This window comes from Metapseudomonas resinovorans, assembly GCF_002003485.1.
GTDB classification, from domain to species: Bacteria; Pseudomonadota; Gammaproteobacteria; order Pseudomonadales; family Pseudomonadaceae; genus Metapseudomonas; species Metapseudomonas resinovorans_D.
In genome coordinates, this window is sequence record NZ_BDMA01000075.1 from 42,620 (window position 1) to 57,956 (window position 15,337).

At 63.7% G+C, this 15,337-nt stretch carries 17 protein-coding genes and 1 pseudogene; 8 read left to right on the plus strand and 10 right to left on the minus strand.

Annotated features, from left to right (window positions below):
• Window positions 1–12 precede the first annotated feature (12 nt).
• Window positions 13–849, plus strand: a complete 837-nt coding sequence (locus tag MnOB_RS21070; protein ID WP_077526174.1) for a lipase secretion chaperone — start codon at window positions 13–15, stop codon at window positions 847–849.
• A gap of 200 nt (window positions 850–1,049) precedes the next feature.
• Here the strand turns inward: MnOB_RS21070 and MnOB_RS21075 are convergent, their stop codons facing one another.
• The 5 genes from MnOB_RS21075 to MnOB_RS21095 all read right to left on the minus strand — a co-directional run bounded on the left by MnOB_RS21075 (window position 1,050) and on the right by MnOB_RS21095 (window position 4,501).
• A complete protein-coding gene (locus MnOB_RS21075) occupies window positions 1,050–1,607 on the minus strand; it encodes a putative glycolipid-binding domain-containing protein (protein WP_077526175.1) in 558 nt (185 codons plus the stop codon).
• Between the two features lie 4 nt (window positions 1,608–1,611).
• Window positions 1,612–1,923: a DUF2834 domain-containing protein gene (locus tag MnOB_RS21080; protein WP_077526176.1), complete on the minus strand. Its 312-nt coding sequence runs from the start codon at window positions 1,921–1,923 to the stop codon at window positions 1,612–1,614.
• Window positions 1,924–1,950: 27 nt separating this feature from the next.
• Window positions 1,951–2,298: an MmcQ/YjbR family DNA-binding protein gene (locus MnOB_RS21085; RefSeq protein ID WP_077526177.1), complete on the minus strand. Its 348-nt coding sequence runs from the start codon at window positions 2,296–2,298 to the stop codon at window positions 1,951–1,953.
• Between the two features lie 14 nt (window positions 2,299–2,312).
• Window positions 2,313–3,494 (minus strand): MFS transporter, encoded by a 1,182-nt coding sequence (locus MnOB_RS21090; RefSeq protein ID WP_077526178.1) that lies wholly within the window; start codon window positions 3,492–3,494, stop codon window positions 2,313–2,315.
• 98 nt (window positions 3,495–3,592) lie between these two features.
• On the minus strand, window positions 3,593–4,501 hold the full coding sequence (locus MnOB_RS21095; RefSeq protein WP_077526179.1) for a LysR substrate-binding domain-containing protein: 909 nt from the start codon (window positions 4,499–4,501) through the stop codon (window positions 3,593–3,595).
• A gap of 211 nt (window positions 4,502–4,712) precedes the next feature.
• On the opposite strand from MnOB_RS21095, the gene MnOB_RS21100 reads away from it, so the two are divergent.
• Together MnOB_RS21100 and MnOB_RS21105 are read left to right on the plus strand one after the other, a co-directional pair.
• Window positions 4,713–5,219, plus strand: a complete 507-nt coding sequence (locus MnOB_RS21100) for a DUF1993 domain-containing protein (protein ID WP_077526180.1) — start codon at window positions 4,713–4,715, stop codon at window positions 5,217–5,219.
• A 229-nt stretch (window positions 5,220–5,448) separates the two neighbouring features.
• On the plus strand, window positions 5,449–6,057 hold the full coding sequence (locus tag MnOB_RS21105; protein WP_077526181.1) for an FMN-dependent NADH-azoreductase: 609 nt from the start codon (window positions 5,449–5,451) through the stop codon (window positions 6,055–6,057).
• 196 nt (window positions 6,058–6,253) lie between these two features.
• On the opposite strand, the gene MnOB_RS21110 is transcribed toward MnOB_RS21105, so the two are convergent.
• Together MnOB_RS21110 and MnOB_RS29320 are read right to left on the minus strand one after the other, a co-directional pair.
• Complete coding sequence (locus MnOB_RS21110; RefSeq protein WP_077526182.1) at window positions 6,254–7,843, minus strand: ABC-F family ATPase; 1,590 nt, start codon at window positions 7,841–7,843, stop codon at window positions 6,254–6,256.
• A 20-nt stretch (window positions 7,844–7,863) separates the two neighbouring features.
• Window positions 7,864–8,073: pseudogene (locus tag MnOB_RS29320) on the minus strand (site-specific integrase); the annotation flags it as partial.
• Between the two features lie 271 nt (window positions 8,074–8,344).
• Between MnOB_RS29320 and MnOB_RS21120 the strand changes: the two are divergent.
• Both MnOB_RS21120 and MnOB_RS21125 read left to right on the plus strand, forming a co-directional pair.
• Complete coding sequence (locus MnOB_RS21120) at window positions 8,345–8,530, plus strand: hypothetical protein (RefSeq protein ID WP_077526183.1); 186 nt, start codon at window positions 8,345–8,347, stop codon at window positions 8,528–8,530.
• A gap of 86 nt (window positions 8,531–8,616) precedes the next feature.
• A complete protein-coding gene (locus MnOB_RS21125; RefSeq protein ID WP_077526184.1) occupies window positions 8,617–8,916 on the plus strand; it encodes a hypothetical protein in 300 nt (99 codons plus the stop codon).
• Between the two features lie 77 nt (window positions 8,917–8,993).
• Here MnOB_RS21125 and MnOB_RS21130 read toward each other — a convergent pair whose 3' ends face one another.
• Window positions 8,994–9,272 (minus strand): peptidylprolyl isomerase, encoded by a 279-nt coding sequence (locus MnOB_RS21130; protein ID WP_028627186.1) that lies wholly within the window; start codon window positions 9,270–9,272, stop codon window positions 8,994–8,996.
• Between the two features lie 116 nt (window positions 9,273–9,388).
• Here MnOB_RS21130 and MnOB_RS21135 point away from each other — a divergent pair, with 116 nt between their 5' ends.
• Window positions 9,389–10,594, plus strand: a complete 1,206-nt coding sequence (locus MnOB_RS21135) for a PilT/PilU family type 4a pilus ATPase (RefSeq protein WP_199824573.1) — start codon at window positions 9,389–9,391, stop codon at window positions 10,592–10,594.
• A gap of 219 nt (window positions 10,595–10,813) precedes the next feature.
• Window positions 10,814–11,410, plus strand: coding sequence for a DJ-1/PfpI family protein (locus MnOB_RS21140; protein ID WP_077526185.1), 597 nt, complete (start codon window positions 10,814–10,816; stop codon window positions 11,408–11,410).
• A 171-nt stretch (window positions 11,411–11,581) separates the two neighbouring features.
• Here MnOB_RS21140 and MnOB_RS21145 read toward each other — a convergent pair whose 3' ends face one another.
• On the minus strand, window positions 11,582–13,537 hold the full coding sequence (locus tag MnOB_RS21145) for an acetoacetate--CoA ligase (protein WP_077526186.1): 1,956 nt from the start codon (window positions 13,535–13,537) through the stop codon (window positions 11,582–11,584).
• A 60-nt stretch (window positions 13,538–13,597) separates the two neighbouring features.
• Window positions 13,598–14,506, minus strand: a complete 909-nt coding sequence (locus MnOB_RS21150) for a LysR family transcriptional regulator (RefSeq protein ID WP_077526187.1) — start codon at window positions 14,504–14,506, stop codon at window positions 13,598–13,600.
• Window positions 14,507–14,632: 126 nt separating this feature from the next.
• Here MnOB_RS21150 and MnOB_RS21155 point away from each other — a divergent pair, with 126 nt between their 5' ends.
• Window positions 14,633–15,331, plus strand: a complete 699-nt coding sequence (locus MnOB_RS21155) for a CoA transferase subunit A (protein WP_077526232.1) — start codon at window positions 14,633–14,635, stop codon at window positions 15,329–15,331.
• Window positions 15,332–15,337: the final 6 nt, after the last annotated feature.

Sequence of the window (15,337 nt, forward strand, 5' to 3'; positions counted from 1 at the left end):
CAAAAGATCGGCATGAAGAAAACAAAAGCAGTGTGTGCGGGACTGGGAGCGGTGGCCGTCATGGCCGCCGTTCTTGTCCAGATGTCGCTTTTCCGGCAAGGCGACGAAACGCCCAAGGCAGGCGATGCCAATTCGTCTTCCTTCGTGCGTTCCATGGATGGCACCCAGCCCGATGGCGACTTGCGTAGCGACGGCGATGCGCTGGTCGTCGATAGCGGCTTGCGCCTGTTGTTCGAGTACTTCATGGCGGCAGTGGGCGAAGCGAGCCTCGACCAGATCCGAGCCGAAATCGAGCGCGAGATCGACAGGCGGCTCAAGCCTGGTCCGGCAGCCGAAGCCAAGCGCCTGCTGGGATGCTATTTCGATTACAAGAGGGCGCTGGTGGACGTTGAAAAACGCATTCAGGCGCAGGGTAATTCGCTGGAAGATATGCGGGCTCGCGTGGAAGCGATGCGGCAGACGCGGGCTCGCTTTTTCAGCCCAAAGGAAGTGCGAGGCTTGTTTGGCGACGAGGACGCCTTCAACGCGGATGCACTGGCGCGGCTGGAAATCCTGCAGGACCAGACGCTCTCCGACGCGCAAAAACAACAGAAACTGGCCGCACTGGAGGCTGCGCTCGTACCGGAAGTGCGGGAAGCCAAGGAAGCGCCGTTGCAGATACTCAAGCTGGAAGCCGCGGTGAGCAAGATGCGCGAGCAAGGGGCGAGCGATGACGAGGTTTACCGCATACGGGCAGCGACACTGAGCCCGGAGGCGGCGGATCGCCTGGCACAACTGGACCGGGAGCGGGCGAACGTCACCAGCAAGCCAGTTGATGAGAAAGGCGACATCCCACCTGAGGAACGCTGAGCGAGTGACGCCGAACCTCCGGACTTCCGCCGATCCACAAGCTGGAAGTGGCGACGGCGTGACATGCGGGGTATTGGTTTTCGCTGTAGGGGCGAATTCATTCGCCAAGGGTAGCGAAGCTGCCCCCGGTGCCTCCGGCGGGCAGACCTTCGGCCTGCTTGGCGATTGAAATCGCCCCTACAAGTTCGTGTCCCGCCCCGTCACAACCGCTGGAAGAACAGCGGATAGCGATTCACCAGCCCATCCTCGTCCAGGGTCAGCACGGCCTCGAAGCCATTGCCATCGAGGTTCTGGTAGAGATAGCGGGTCTGGTCGAGGCGCGTATAGGCCTGGCGCATGCGCCGCACGGACAGTTGCGGCGCTTCGATGAACACCACTTCGATTTCCCGGCGTTCGCCAGGGTTGAGGAACAGTCGCCAGATGCTTGGGCTGTTGGTGAAGGGCGTGGGCCAGAGGTCCAGATCGAGGCTGCCGGACAGTTCGGGCAGCTTCTGGCCGTTGCCATCGAACCAGTGCAGCCCGTCCCGCCGCAGCGTCAGGTTGCGGGTGCCGCGCCCATCGCGGACCGTGGCATTGAAGGTGCGGGGCTCCCAGCCTTTGTCGTACTCCAGTGTGTAATTCAGGCGGTAGCAGGCACCGTCGTCATCGAAGGCCAGCATGCCGCTGTCCACCCGTCGCCCCTCCAGGCGGAAGTCTTCCAGGCCCTGGGCGGGGGCGCGGCTGTTCCAGAGGTGGGCCCAGAGGGCAGTGGTTCTCATCGGCTCATGCCTCGTGGCGTCGTGGTGTGCGCAAGACCAGATAGAGCAGCGGCCCGATGGACGCGAACACCGCAGTCAACAGGTAGAAGGGTAGCAAGTAGGCTAGGCCACGGCCCTGGCGGCGGTTGTCCTGGTACATCCAGATGCCGATCAGCGCGCAGGCGAGGTAAAGGTCGATCACCACCTGGGCGGTATCGGGGCGGCCCATCAACTGGGCGCCGAATTCGAGCAGGGGCTGTTCGCTGATGGCCATCACCCAGAGGGTGTAGCCACCGAAGAGGACCAGGGCGACCAGCGCGAAGAGACGAATGGACATGAGACTTTCCTTGTCGTTTTGGGGGTGTTAGTCCAGCAGCAGCCCCACTTGCCGGATCTTCGGCAGCCGCGCCACCACCAGCTGGTGGGAGCGGGTGATCAGCTCGCGCAGTTCGCCGTCACTCATGGGGTAGGGACGCTGCATGGCGATCCAGTGGGCCCGTGCAAGGTAGGGCGCGGGAATGATGCCGGGGCGGTCGACGTAGCCGAGGAAGAGGTCCTTGTCGACTTTGAAGGTGAGGCCGTCGCCCAAGAAATCGAGGATGGCGAACATCTTGTTGCCGGCGATGGAGAACACCCGGTTGCTGCCCCATTTGAGGTCCTCGCGGGCACCGGGAAGTTGCAGGCAGAAAGCGGCGACTTGATCGGGGGTCATGGATTCCTGCTCCGTCAGGTTCTGGATTCGCTGCGCAGCAGCCAGTAACTCATCAGCATGCCGGTCACCGCCATCAGTGCCGCCACCAGGAAGATCACGGCGAAACCTGCGCCGCCGGCGATGGCGCCCATCAGCGGGCCGGCGATGCCCAGGGCCAGGTCGAAGAATACCGCGTAGGCACCCAGCGCCGAACTGCGGCTGGCGGCGGGAATGCGCGTGACCGCTTCGACGCCAAGGGCAGGGTAGACCAGCGACAGGCCGAAGCCCGTCAGTGCTGCGCCGGCCAGGGCCAGCCAGGGCGTCGGCGCCGCCCAGAGCAGGAACAGTCCGAGGCTTTCCACGGCCAGGCAGATGATGGCGACGCGGTAACCGCCCAGGTGCTTGATGCTGTTGACGAACAGCAGTCGCGCACCGATGAAGGCGCAGCCGAATGCGGTCAGGCACCAGGCCGCGCCATCCCAACCGACGCTTGCGTAATAGAGGGTGATGAAAGTGGCCAGGGTGCCGAAGCCAATGGACCCCAGGGCCAGCGCTGTGCCGTTGGGGGCGATGCGCAGGAACACGTTGCGGAACGGCAGTCGCTCACCATGGACGATGGGCGACGGCCGCTTGGGCCAGGCCAGCAGCAGGGCAACGGCACAGAGCACAGCCATCAGTCCACCGATGCTCCACAGGCCCAGCCAGTCCACCAGCACCACGCCCAGCGGGGCGCCAATGGCCACTGCGCCGTAGGAGGCGATGCCGTTGAAGGAGATCACCCGCGCCATATTCTCCGCGCCCACCAGCCCCACGCCCCAACTGATGGAGCCGGTGCCTACCAGACCCTGGCCGATGCCCAGCATCACCCGTCCGCCGAGCAGGAGCGCCAGGCTCAACAGAGGGAGTTGCGCCAGCGAGGTGGAGAGCAGCGTCAGTACCCCGGAAAGGCCACAGCAGGCCATGCCGTACATGACCGCGCGCTTGGCGCCCAACCTGTCGGCGAGGCTGCCAGACATGGGGCGGGAGAGGAGGGTGGCGAGGTACTGCACGCTGATGACGATCCCCGCCATCACCGAGCCGTAGCCCATGTCGTTGTGCACATAGCCGGGCAGCACCGCTATAGGCAGGCCGACGCAGAAGAAGCTGATGAATGTGAAGAAAACGACGGTGATGATCTGCAACGTGGAGGAGGACGCGGACGGCCGTAGCGTGCTCATGGCAGAACCTGGAATCGGCAAGGGGAAAGACGCCGCCCATCATCCCTGAGTCCCGGCGGCAAAGAAAGCTGGCTAATGGTTGTCTTGCTTACCAGGCTTCAGATCACCGTCCCCTGATGACGGGAGAAGGCTTCCGTGAGGTGTTCGATCCAGGCCCGAACCGCCGGCAACAGGCCGCGCCTGTGGGTGTAGACCGCCTGCAGGTGGCCACCCGGCATATGCCAGTCCGGCAGCAGGCGCACCATGCTGCCGTCGCGCAGTTCGGCCTCGCAGTTCATCTGCGGCAGCATGCTGAAGCCCAGGCCCGCCAGCACCGCATGCTTGCGCACATCGAAATCCTCGATGCCCAGGCGCGCCTCCAGAACCACCTCACGGCGATTGCCCTGGGCGTCCCGCAGGTAGTGATGGATACGCCGGTCGGCTTCCACGCCGCCCAGGGCCGGCAGCAGCTGGAGGTCGTCAGGGACGAGGATGTTCCTGCCTTCAACCAGGCTGGGGGCGGCTACCAGGAAGGCCTGCGCCGGTCTCAGGACGCGGGCGATCAGCGTGGGGTCTTCATCACCTTCCTCGCGTACCCGCAGGGCCACGTCCACACCTTCTTCGCGCAGGTCCACCCGGCGATTGGTCAGGATCATGTCCAACTGCACGAGGGGATATTGCTGGAGGAAGTCGGTGATCATCGGCCGCAGCATCGCGTGCGCGAGTTCGGTTGGGCAGGACACGCGCAAGCGGCCCCGTGGTTCGACCGTGAGGCTGGCGACCACTTCCTCGGCCTGCTCGGCTTCCAGCAGCATCGCCTGGCAATGGCGCAGGAAGCGCTCGCCGACATCGGTCAGGGCCATCTTGCGGGTCGTGCGCTGCAGCAACCGGGCATCCAGACGGGTTTCCAGCTCGGCAATTCGCCGCGACAGGCGTGACTTCGGCACACCGAGCAAGCGCGCGGCAGCGGAGAAACCGCCGTGCTCCACCACCTTGGCGAAATAGAAGAGATCGTTGAGGTCCTGCATGATCGGGATTGTTCCATGTGGGATACGAAAATATGGCATTGGCGCCCGAGTCGGTGCCATCGTTTTCGCTGGCGGTACGATCGTTCCGGGCAGCCTTTAGACCCGACCGCCAGGGTCTGACCCGGTCACTGCGTCTGCATGCTCGTTGCCGGGCGGCCGGCCAGGCGCTATACCTGAGCCTCTCAATCCACCCGAAAACGGAGCGATCACCATGTCCTTGTCCATGTACGAGGCGTCCATCCCGGTCCTGGCACGCATGCTCGGCAACCTGTCCAACATCCTCAAGAAAGCTGAGGCCAACGCCCAGGCGCGCGGCATCGATCCCAAGGTGTTCATCGAATCGCGCCTGGCGCCCGACATGTACGCCCTGGCCCGCCAGGTGCAGGTCGCCAGCGATATGGCCAAGGGCTGCGCCGCGCGTCTGGCGGGTGTCGAAGTGCCGAGCTGGGCCGACACCGAAACCACCTTCGAGGAACTGCAGGCGCGCATTGCCAAGACCCAGATGTTCATCAAGGACATCGACGCCGGCAAACTCGACGGCAGTGAAGACCGCACTGTGGTGTTGAAAATGCGCAGCGGCGATATGAGCTTCAGTGGCCGCGATTACCTGCTCGGCTTTGCGCTGCCGAACTTCTATTTCCACATCACGACCGCCTACGCGATCCTCCGCCACAACGGCGTGGACGTGGGCAAGCTGGATTTCCTCGGCGGAGTCTGAGCCCCTTGCCGGAGTAGGGTGGATAGCGCTTTTTCTATCCACCATCGCGGTTCGACCAAACCTTCAAGGGTGGATCGGTGAAGCGTGATCCACCCTTGAAGGCAAATTTCGTCCTATGGATGGGACGCTGAATCACAAAATCCCTGACTAATCAGCGTTTATCGACATGGATAGGATTACCTCCATTCCGATCGGCCGTCGCCGGTCGCCCAACTGAGGGTACCCATCCATGAAACTCCTGCACCTCGATTCCAGCATCCTCGGCGACGCCTCCGCCTCCCGCCAACTGAGCCGCGACGTGGTCGCTGCCTGGGAAGCCGCCGAGCCGGACGCTCAGGTCATCTACCGCGACCTGGCCAGCGACGCCATCAGCCACCTGTCCGCCCTGACCCTGGTCGCCGGTGGCACCCCGGCTGAACTGCGCGACGCCGCGCAGAAGCACGAAGCCGAGCTGGGCGAAACCACCCTGAATGAATTCCTCGCGGCCGACGCCATCGTCATCGGTGCGCCGATGTACAACTTCACCATCCCGACTCAGCTGAAAGCCTGGATCGACCGTATCGCCGTCGCCGGCAAGACCTTCCGCTACACCGAGAACGGTCCGGAAGGCCTGGCAGGCGGCAAGAAGGTAGTGATCGTTTCCACCGCTGGCGGTATCCACGCCGGCCAGGCCTCTGGCCAGGCCCACGAGGATTACCTCAAGCTGGTGCTGAACTTCCTCGGCGTGACCGATATCGAGATCGTCCGTGCCGAAGGCCTGGCCTACGGCGAAGAGCCGCGCGCCAACGCCTTCAGCGCCGCCCAGCAGCAGATTGGTGAGCTGTTCGCCACCGCCTGATTCCGCTGGCCGGAAAACACAAAGCCCCGCAATTGCGGGGCTTTGTCGTTTGCAGCGATGCAGCGATTCCTTGTAGGGGCGAATTCATTCGCCAAGGGCGGCGAAGCTGCCCCGTCAGATATTGAAGGCCGAACCTGTGGTCCGGTTGGCGAATGAATTCGCCCCTACAAATACAGCCTTCATATCCGAGAACGGCTCAGACAATCACACCCTGGCTACGCAGGTAATCGTCATAGGTGCCGCTGAAGTCGGTCACGCCGTTCTCGTCCAGTTCGATGATGCGGGTGGCCAGCGAGCCGACGAACTCGCGGTCGTGGCTGACGAAGATCAGGGTGCCCGGATAGTTCTCCAGCGCCAGGTTCAGCGCCTCGATGGATTCCATGTCCAGGTGGTTGGTGGGTTCGTCCATCACCAGCACGTTGGGCTTCTTCAGGATCAGCTTGCCGAACAGCATGCGGCCCTGCTCGCCACCGGAGATGACCTTCACCGACTTGAGGATCTCGTCGTTGGAGAACAGCATGCGGCCGAGGGTGCCGCGCACCAGCTGTTCGCCGCCCTGGGTCCACTGGCCCATCCAGTCGAACAGGGTGATGTCGTCTTCGAAGTCATGGGCGTGGTCCTGGGCGTAGTAGCCGAGGTCCGCGCTTTCGGTCCATTTCACGCTGCCGGAGTCCGGGGTCATCTCACCGACCAGGGTACGCAGCAGGGTGGTCTTGCCGATGCCGTTCGGGCCGATGATGGCGACGCGCTCGCCAGCCTCGATCTGCAGGTCCAGGCCCTTGAACAGTTTCTTGCCCTCGAAGCCCTTGGCCAGCTTCTCCACGGTCACCGCCTGGCGGTGCAGCTTCTTGTGCTGGTCGAAGCGGATGAAGGGGCTGACACGGCTGGACGGCTTGACCTCGGCCAGTTGGATCTTGTCGATCTGCTTGGCGCGCGAGGTGGCCTGCTTGGCTTTCGAGGCGTTGGCGGAGAAGCGGCTGACGAAGGTCTGCAGCTCGGCAATCTGCGCTTTCTTCTTGGCGTTGTCGGCCAGGAGTTGCTCGCGGGACTGGGTCGCGGCGGTCATGTACTCGTCGTAGTTGCCCGGGAACAGACGCAGCTCGCCGTAATCCAGGTCCGCCATGTGGGTGCACACGCTGTTCAGGAAGTGGCGATCGTGGGAAATGATGATCATGGTGCTGTTACGCGCCGTGAGGATGTTTTCCAGCCAGCGGATGGTGTTGATGTCCAGGTGGTTGGTCGGCTCGTCCAGCAGCAGCACATCCGGGTCCGAGAACAGCGCCTGGGCCAGCAAAACGCGCAGCTTCCAGCCGGGGGCGACTTCGCTCATCGGACCGAAATGCTGGCTGAGCGGGATGCCCAGACCGAGCAGCAGCTCGCCGGCGCGGGATTCGGCGGTGTAGCCATCCATCTCGGCGAATTCGGTCTCCAGCTCGGCCACGGCCATGCCGTCGTCCTCGCTCATTTCCGGCAGCGAATAGATGCGGTCACGCTCGGCCTTGACCCGCCACAGCTCGCCATGGCCCATGATCACGGTGTCGATCACGCTGAATTCTTCGTACGCGAACTGATCCTGGCGCAGCTTGCCGAGGCGCACGTTGGGCTCCAGCATCACCTGGCCGCCAGAAGGCTCCAGATCACTGCCGAGGATTTTCATGAAGGTCGACTTGCCGCAGCCGTTGGCGCCGATCAGGCCGTAGCGGTTGCCGTTGCCGAACTTGACGGAAACGTTCTCGAACAGCGGCTTGGGGCCGAACTGCATGGTGATGTTAGCGGTGGAGATCAAGGGAATTACCTATCAATAACTTACGAATTGGCGCCTTCGGCTGATACCGAACCGATACCGATATTCAACTTTGTGAGTTCGCTCCAGTCGGAGCAGAAGTTGATCCAGCGGGCATACGTCGACAGCAACAACTGACCGCTGGGGCCAGGCTACTGGGATATGAAGGCGGGGTTCATGCCGGACATTGCGCAGATTGTCGCATAGGTGTGACGGCAATTACATGACGGTCGGTCGTTGAACCGGGGGAACGCCTGAAGGATGCCGGCCTACCGATGAGTGGAACGCCTTTGCCAACTCCATGAAATAGGGCGCTGCACGGGCAGTTCTCGCCGCTGTCGCAGAACCGTCAACTTCCGGCGCTAGCCTGACGTCGCTTCCACGGCATTTTCTGATGCGGCAGCGCATCTCCACACCCTCGCGGTGCAGGCCAACTCGATCAGTTGGCCTTTTTTCTGCCTGCCGCCTTTGCCGTGGTTCCACCAGGTCACGCGGGAGTCATCCATGGAAATCTCGATCCAGCAGGTCAATCGGGGCGGCAGGCACGAGTGGCTGGTGGAAACCCTCGGCATGAAGGTCCCGTTCCGCGACCGGGCTTCGGCATTGGCGTTCGCGGTCCGGCTGCAGGAGCGGGTAGAGGCGCCGCACATGTTGCCGAGCCCGGAAAAGCGGGAGGGTGTGGAAGGCTGATGCGGGCGCGCTGTCGTTTTCAGCTATTGCCTGCAAGGCGTCCGTTGCGGCAAGAATGTGCCCTCAGGACCAGCAGGAGATGGCATGTGAAAAAGACTCTGTTCTTCGGCGCTCTGGCTTTGCAAACCTTCGCCCTGGCGGCAGTGGCGGGGGAATGGCCGCAAGGTGGCAGCGAAAAATTCACCCAGGAATGCGTCGTCAGCGCGGCCCGGCAAGTCCCGCAGGACAAGGCGGTCGCCTATTGCAAGTGCTCCAGCGGCATGATGCAGGAAGCCTTCACGACCCAGCAGCTGACGGGGGTTACCGAGGGGCGTAAACCGACCAATGAAGAATTGTCGGTCCTGACCGATATCTCGCGCTCCTGCGCCAGCGAAACGCTGAAATGAACCGGTAACCAGCGCGTCATATCCGTTCCCTAGAATGGGCACTGCGCCACGGACGGTGCCCATCTCCCCGCATTCCCTCACTCCCTGAAGAAAACCTGCACCAAGTGATAGCCGAACTGGCTCTTCACCGGGCCATGAATGACGCGCACGGGTTTCTTGAAGATCACCTGATCGATCACTCGCACCATCTGTCCGGGGCGCACCTCGCCCAGGTCGCCGCCGCGCTTGGCGGAGGGGCAGATGGAGTGCTTCTTGGCCAGGGTGGCGAAGTCTTCGCCCTTATCCAGGCGTTTCTTCAGCTGTTCGGCTTCCGCCTCGGTCTTGACCAGAATATGGCGGGCAAGGGCCTTGGCCATGGGAATTCCTCTTGGACTGTGGAGCGGTTCATTGTGCCAGCATGGGCGGTCGCCATACAGTTGCTCCCCTGTGATCCGCCACGCGGATGCCTTCACACTTGACTGGACGCAACTCCATGGACCTCTCCGCGATGCTGAAAATCCTGGCCAGCCAGGATGGTTCCGACCTCTACCTGTCCACGGGCGCGCCGCCCTGTGCCAAGTTCAACGGCCTGTTGCGGCCGCTCAGCAATGAGCCCTTGAAGGCCGGTGACGTGGCCAGGATCGCCGAATCGATCATGGACCCGGAACAGCGCGCCGAGTTCGACCGCGAACTGGAGATGAACCTGGCCATCTCGCTGCCGAACATCGGCCGCTTCCGCATCAACATCTTCCGCCAGCGCAACGAGGTGTCCATCGTCGCGCGGAACATCAAGCTGGATATCCCGCGCTTCGAAGACCTCAAGTTGCCCGAAGTGCTGCTCAAGATGGTGATGGAGAAGCGCGGCCTGGTGCTCTTCGTCGGTGGCACCGGCTCCGGTAAGTCCACCTCGCTGGCGGCGCTGATCGACTATCGCAATCGCAACACCGGCGGCCACATCATCACAATCGAGGACCCGGTGGAATACGTGCACCGGCACAAGAAGTCCATCATCAACCAGCGCGAAGTGGGGGTGGACACCCGCAGCTTCCACGCCGCGCTGAAGAACACCCTGCGCCAGGCGCCGGACGTGATCCTGATCGGCGAAATCCGCGACCGCGAGACCATGGAACATGCGCTGGCCTTCGCCGACACCGGCCACCTGGCCATCTCCACGCTGCACGCCAACAACGCCAACCAGGCGCTCGACCGCATCATCAACTTCTTCCCGGAAGAGCGTCGCCCGCAGCTGCTCAACGACCTGGGCAACAACCTCAAGGCCTTCGTCTCCCAGCGCCTGGTACGCACCCAGGACGGCAAGCGCCGGGCGGCGGTGGAAGTGCTGCTGGGCACTTCCACCATCAGCGACCTGATCAAGCGCGGCGAATTCCACTCCATCAAGGAAATCATGGAGAAGTCCCGCGGCCTGGGCATGCAGACCTTCGACCAGGCGCTGTTCGACCTGGTGGTGGAGGGCGCCATTCCCGAAGAGGAGGCGATCAAGAACGCCGACTCGGCGAACAACCTGCGCCTGAAGCTCAAGCTCTATCGCGATGGGCCCGCAGCGGCTCCCGCGCCAGCTGCGGCCGCACCTGCGCCGGTCGCGGCTCCGAGTGCCACCCAGGATGCCGCCAGCTGGGGCCTGGAGCTGAAGCTGGAAGACCTCGAAGAAGAGGGGCCGGAGGAGCCGGGACTGAGGTAAGGCTCTTCCTTGTAGGGGCGATTTCAATCGCCAAGGGCGGCGAAGCTGCCCCCTTGGCACCCACCGGCCGAACCTGCGGTCTGGTTGGCGAATGAATTCGCCCCTACACCCTGTGGTTCGCACGCCTGTACGGCCAAATTTAATTGCGTCTGTACATAGCGACCAGGTCCCGGCGCGCATAAATTCGCCCCATGCACCAAACCGATCCGGGAGGTCGTGATGCGTATCGCCGTACTGACGTTCGAAGGTTTCAACGAGCTGGACTCCTTTGTCGCCGCCGGCCTGCTCAACCGCATGCGCGGCGAAGGCTGGAAGGCGGAAATCACGGCGCCCAGCGAGTGGGTGACCTCGATGAATGGCGTGCGGGTGCAGGCGCAACAGCCGCTGGAGTTCGCCAACAGTGCCGATGTGGTGCTGTTCGGCAGCGGCATCCTGACCCGTGACATCGCCAGGGACCGCAGCATCCTGGATCGCCTGCAACTGGACCCGCAGCGCCAGCTGGTCGGCTCGCAGTGCTCAGGGGCCCTGCTGATGGCCAAGCTCGGGCTCCTGGGCAGCCTGCCGGCCTGCACCGACCTCACCACCAAACCCTGGGTGATCGAGGCGGGCGTGCAGGTACTCGACCAACCGTTCTTCGCCAGCGGTAACCTCGCCACGGCGGGTGGCTGCCTCTCCGCGCCGTACCTGGCGGCCTGGGTGATTGCCAAACTGGCTGGCGAGGATGCCTGTGCCACGGCGCTGCACTATGTGGCGCCAGTGGGCGAGAAAGAGGTTTATGTGGAGCGGGCACTGGGTGTGATTCGGCCGTATCTGTAGGCGCGATGCATGCTTCTGTAGGGGCGATTTCAATCGCCAAGGGCGGCGCAGCTGCCCCCAGGGCTATAGGCCGGACCTTCGGCCCGGTTGGCGAATGAATTCGCCCCTACAGATGTTCGGCCTTCAGGCCGTAGGGTGGGCTATCCCCATGAGGATGTGTGGGCCGCCCCTTCAGCTCCGCAGTTCCGGCAGATCCCGATACAACTCCAGCGCCTGCGGATTGGCCAGTGCATCGGTGTTTTTCACCGGCCTTCCATGCACCACGTTACGCACCGCCAGTTCGACGATCTTGCCGCTCAGGGTGCGGGGGATGTCGGCCACGGCGATGATCTTCGCCGGCACATGGCGCGGGCTGGTGTTGGTGCGAATCACCTGGCGGATGTGTTTGCGAAGGGCGTCGTCCAGCACCACGCCTTCGCGCAGGCGCACGAAGAGCACCACACGCACGTCGCCGTCCCAGTCCTGGCCGATGGCGATGGATTCCAGCACGTCCTCGATTTTCTCCACCTGGCGATAGATCTCCGCCGTGCCGATGCGCACGCCGCCGGGGTTGAGTACGGCGTCCGAACGCCCGTGGATGACCAGGCCGCCGCGCGGGGTTTCTTCGGCGTAGTCGCCATGGGCCCAAACGCCGGGGAAGGTGTCGAAGTAGGCCGCCTTGAACTTCGCGTCGTCCGGGTCGTTCCAGAAGCCCACCGGCATGGACGGGAAGTGTCGCGCGCACACCAGTTCACCTTTCTCGCCGAGCACGCGCTTGCCGTCTTCGTTCCACACCTGCGTGTCCATTCCCAGGCCCTTGCATTGCAGCTCCCCACGCCATACCGGCAGCACCGGATTGCCGAGGGCGAAGCAGGACACGATGTCCGTTCCGCCGGAGATGGAGGACAGGCACAGCTCGCCCTTGATGTCGCGGTAGACGTACTCGAAGCTCTCGTGGGACAGCGGCGAACCGGTGGAGAGCAGGGCCTTGAGGCGTTCCAGGCGATGGCTCTGGCGCGGCTTGACGCCGGCCTTCTCCAGCGCGGCCAGGTACTTGGCGCTCGTGCCGAAGATGCTGATGCCCTCGGCATCGATCAGGTCCATCAGGCGTTCCGGGCTGGGGTGGAAGGGCGAACCATCGTAGAGCACCAGGGTGGCGCCCAGGGCGAGGCCTGAAACCAGCCAGTTCCACATCATCCAGCCGCAGGTGGTGAAGTAGAACAGGGTGTCCGATGCCGTCAGGTCGCAATGCAGGCCATGTTCCTTGACGTGTTGCAGCAAGGTGCCTCCGACGCCGTGGACGATGCATTTGGGCACGCCGGTGGTGCCGCTGGAGTAGAGGATGTACAGCGGCTGATCGAAGGGCACGGGCGTGAACAGGGGCTCGCCGCCGGGCTGGTAGAAGTCGTTCCACAAGGCGACCCGCGCGCGGGTGCTGAAGTCCGCCGGGCGGGTCTCGGCACGGGCATAGGGCACCACCACCAATTGCTCGAGCCAGGGCATGCGTTCGAGGACTTCATTCAGCTTGGTGGACAGGTCCAGATCCTTGCCCGCGTAGCGATAGCCGGCGGCGGCGATCAGCACCTTGGGTTCGATCTGGCCGAATCGGTCGATCACGCCGTGGGTACCGAAGTCCGGCGAGCAGGACGACCAAGTGGCGCCCAGGCTGGTGGCGGCGAGCATACCCACCACGGCCTGCCAGGTGTTCGGCATGAAGACTGCGACCCGGTCACCAACGCCCACACCCATGGCCTTCAGGCTTTGCTGCAGCCCCGCGACATGGGCGGCCAGTTCGGCGTAGGTCAGCTGCACGCGGCTGCCGTCCTCGCCTATGGCCACCAGGGCAGGGTGGCTGTCGCGGCGGCGCAGCAAATGTTCGGCGAAGTTCAGGGTGGCGCCGGGGAACCAGCGGGCGCTGGGCATCACGGGGCTTTCTTCCAGCACGGCCGTGGGTGGCGTGCTGAAGCGGATGTCGAAAAACTCGACTATGGCCTGCCAGAAAGCCTCACGGCGATCCAGGCTCCAGGCGTGCAGGGCAGGGTAGTCGGGCAGGTCCAGGCCCTGTTGCTGGCAGACCTGACGGCGGAAGGCGTCCATGCGGGTGGCGGCGATCCGCACCGGGCTGGGGGTCCACAGTGGCTGGTCCATCTGCGCATCCTCATCTGGCGAGAGGTGGTCATCCGGTTGCTATTCAGCATAGGCCCTGACTCAGGGCCGAGGCAGCTCCAGGCGGCTCCAGTCGTGAGCCTTCAGCAGCACGTCGCTGAGGGCCTGGGCGGCGGTGGAGAGCTTGTGCTCGGCCAGCCGAAAGAGGCCCACGCGGCGTTCCACCTGCGGGCTGTGCAGGGCGATGCAGCGGGCGCCGAGCTCCTCCATCTGCTGGACGCACAGGCTGGGCACGGCGCTGACGCCCAGCCCCTGCGCCACCATCCGGCCCACGGTCACCAGTTGATGGCTCTCGAAGGCCACCGGCAGGCGGCCGTGTTGCGGCGCGAGCACTTCCTCCAGCATCAGGCGGACTGCAGAGGGGCGCTGCAGGGTGATGAAGTTGCCCTGCAGCAGCTCTGCCCAGCCGACCTCGGTGCGTTGCGCCAGCTCGCAGTCACCCGGTACCACGGCAACGAAGCGGTCGGTATAGAAGGGCAGGAAATCCAGGCCGTCGAGGGACTCCGGCTCGAAGGCGATGCCCAGTTCCACCCGCCGGTTGCGCACCATCTCCAGCACCTGCTCGTTGATCACGTCATGCACCGCCACGTTGACCTTGGGGTGCTGGTCGCGGAAGGCCTTGAGCGCTGCCGGCAGCAAGTTGCCGGCGAAGGAGGGCATGGCGGCGATGGAAACCTTGCCAAGTTGCAAGGTGAAGTGCTGGCGCAGCAGCTCTTCGGCGTTGTCCCAGTCCGCCAGCAGGCGCCGCGCGATGGGCAACAGCGTTTCGCCTTCGGGCGTCAGGGCGACGCTGCGCGTGGTGCGCACCAGCAACTGGCCGCCGAGGGAATCTTCCAGGTTCTTGATCGCCAGGCTCAGGGCCGGTTGAGACAGGTGCAGTCGCTCGCAGGCCTGGGCGAAGCTCAGGCTCTGCGCCACGGCGAGGAAGGCACGCAGCTGCTTGATGGTCATTGATTTGGTTTGCTTATTAATCGTTAGGAAAAACAAACTTAACAAATCAGTCTGCGCGGGTGAAGCTCTGACCCACTCAACGGCGGTATCCCCGCCGCGACCAATAAAGACAAGAGGCACATGAGCATGAGTGGACTCGACAAGCGCGTATACAGCTACGAGGAAGCCCTGGACGGGCTGACAGACGACATGACCGTCCTGGCCGGTGGTTTCGGCATCTGTGGCATCCCCGAGAACCTGATCGCCGAGATCCGCCGTCGTGGCGTCAAAGGTCTCACCGTGGTTTCCAACAACTGCGGCATCGATGGTTTCGGCCTGGGCGTGCTGCTCGAAGACCGCCAGATCCGCAAGATGATCGCCTCCTACGTGGGTGAAAACGCCCTGTTCGAGCAGCAGCTGCTCAGCGGCGAACTGGAAGTCGAACTGACTCCGCAGGGCACCCTCGCCGAGAAAATGCGCGCAGGCGGCGCCGGCATTCCGGCTTTCTTCACCGCCACCGGCTACGGCACCCCGATTGCCGAAGGCAAGGAAGTGCGTGAGTTCAACGGCCGCAAGTACATCCTCGAGCCGTCGATTACCGGCGACTTCGCCATCGTCAAAGGTTGGAAGGCCGACCACTTCGGCAACGTGATCTACCGCCACACCGCGCAGAACTTCAACCCGCTGGCGGCCACCGCCGGCCGTATCACCGTGGTCGAGGTGGAAGAAATCGTCGAGCCGGGCGAACTGGACCCTGCCCACATCCACACGCCGGGCATCTACGTTGACCGCGTGATTGTTGGCAGTTTCGAGAAGCGCATCGAAAAGCGCACCGTCCGCTCCTGATCACGA

What these genes read in the sequence shown, in the direction of transcription:
- MnOB_RS21070 (WP_077526174.1), top strand. Translation starts at nt 13, where the DNA reads ATGAAGAAAACAAAAGCAGTGTGTGCGGGACTGGGAGCGGTGGCCGTC.
- MnOB_RS21075 (WP_077526175.1), bottom strand. Translation starts at nt 1,607, where the DNA reads ATGAGAACCACTGCCCTCTGGGCCCACCTCTGGAACAGCCGCGCCCCC.
- MnOB_RS21080 (WP_077526176.1), bottom strand. Translation starts at nt 1,923, where the DNA reads ATGTCCATTCGTCTCTTCGCGCTGGTCGCCCTGGTCCTCTTCGGTGGC.
- MnOB_RS21085 (WP_077526177.1), bottom strand. Translation starts at nt 2,298, where the DNA reads ATGACCCCCGATCAAGTCGCCGCTTTCTGCCTGCAACTTCCCGGTGCC.
- MnOB_RS21090 (WP_077526178.1), bottom strand. Translation starts at nt 3,494, where the DNA reads ATGAGCACGCTACGGCCGTCCGCGTCCTCCTCCACGTTGCAGATCATC.
- MnOB_RS21095 (WP_077526179.1), bottom strand. Translation starts at nt 4,501, where the DNA reads ATGCAGGACCTCAACGATCTCTTCTATTTCGCCAAGGTGGTGGAGCAC.
- MnOB_RS21100 (WP_077526180.1), top strand. Translation starts at nt 4,713, where the DNA reads ATGTCCTTGTCCATGTACGAGGCGTCCATCCCGGTCCTGGCACGCATG.
- MnOB_RS21105 (WP_077526181.1), top strand. Translation starts at nt 5,449, where the DNA reads ATGAAACTCCTGCACCTCGATTCCAGCATCCTCGGCGACGCCTCCGCC.
- MnOB_RS21120 (WP_077526183.1), top strand. Translation starts at nt 8,345, where the DNA reads ATGGAAATCTCGATCCAGCAGGTCAATCGGGGCGGCAGGCACGAGTGG.
- MnOB_RS21130 (WP_028627186.1), bottom strand. Translation starts at nt 9,272, where the DNA reads ATGGCCAAGGCCCTTGCCCGCCATATTCTGGTCAAGACCGAGGCGGAA.
- MnOB_RS21135 (WP_199824573.1), top strand. Translation starts at nt 9,389, where the DNA reads ATGGACCTCTCCGCGATGCTGAAAATCCTGGCCAGCCAGGATGGTTCC.
- MnOB_RS21140 (WP_077526185.1), top strand. Translation starts at nt 10,814, where the DNA reads ATGCGTATCGCCGTACTGACGTTCGAAGGTTTCAACGAGCTGGACTCC.
- MnOB_RS21145 (WP_077526186.1), bottom strand. Translation starts at nt 13,537, where the DNA reads ATGGACCAGCCACTGTGGACCCCCAGCCCGGTGCGGATCGCCGCCACC.
- MnOB_RS21150 (WP_077526187.1), bottom strand. Translation starts at nt 14,506, where the DNA reads ATGACCATCAAGCAGCTGCGTGCCTTCCTCGCCGTGGCGCAGAGCCTG.
- MnOB_RS21155 (WP_077526232.1), top strand. Translation starts at nt 14,633, where the DNA reads ATGAGTGGACTCGACAAGCGCGTATACAGCTACGAGGAAGCCCTGGAC.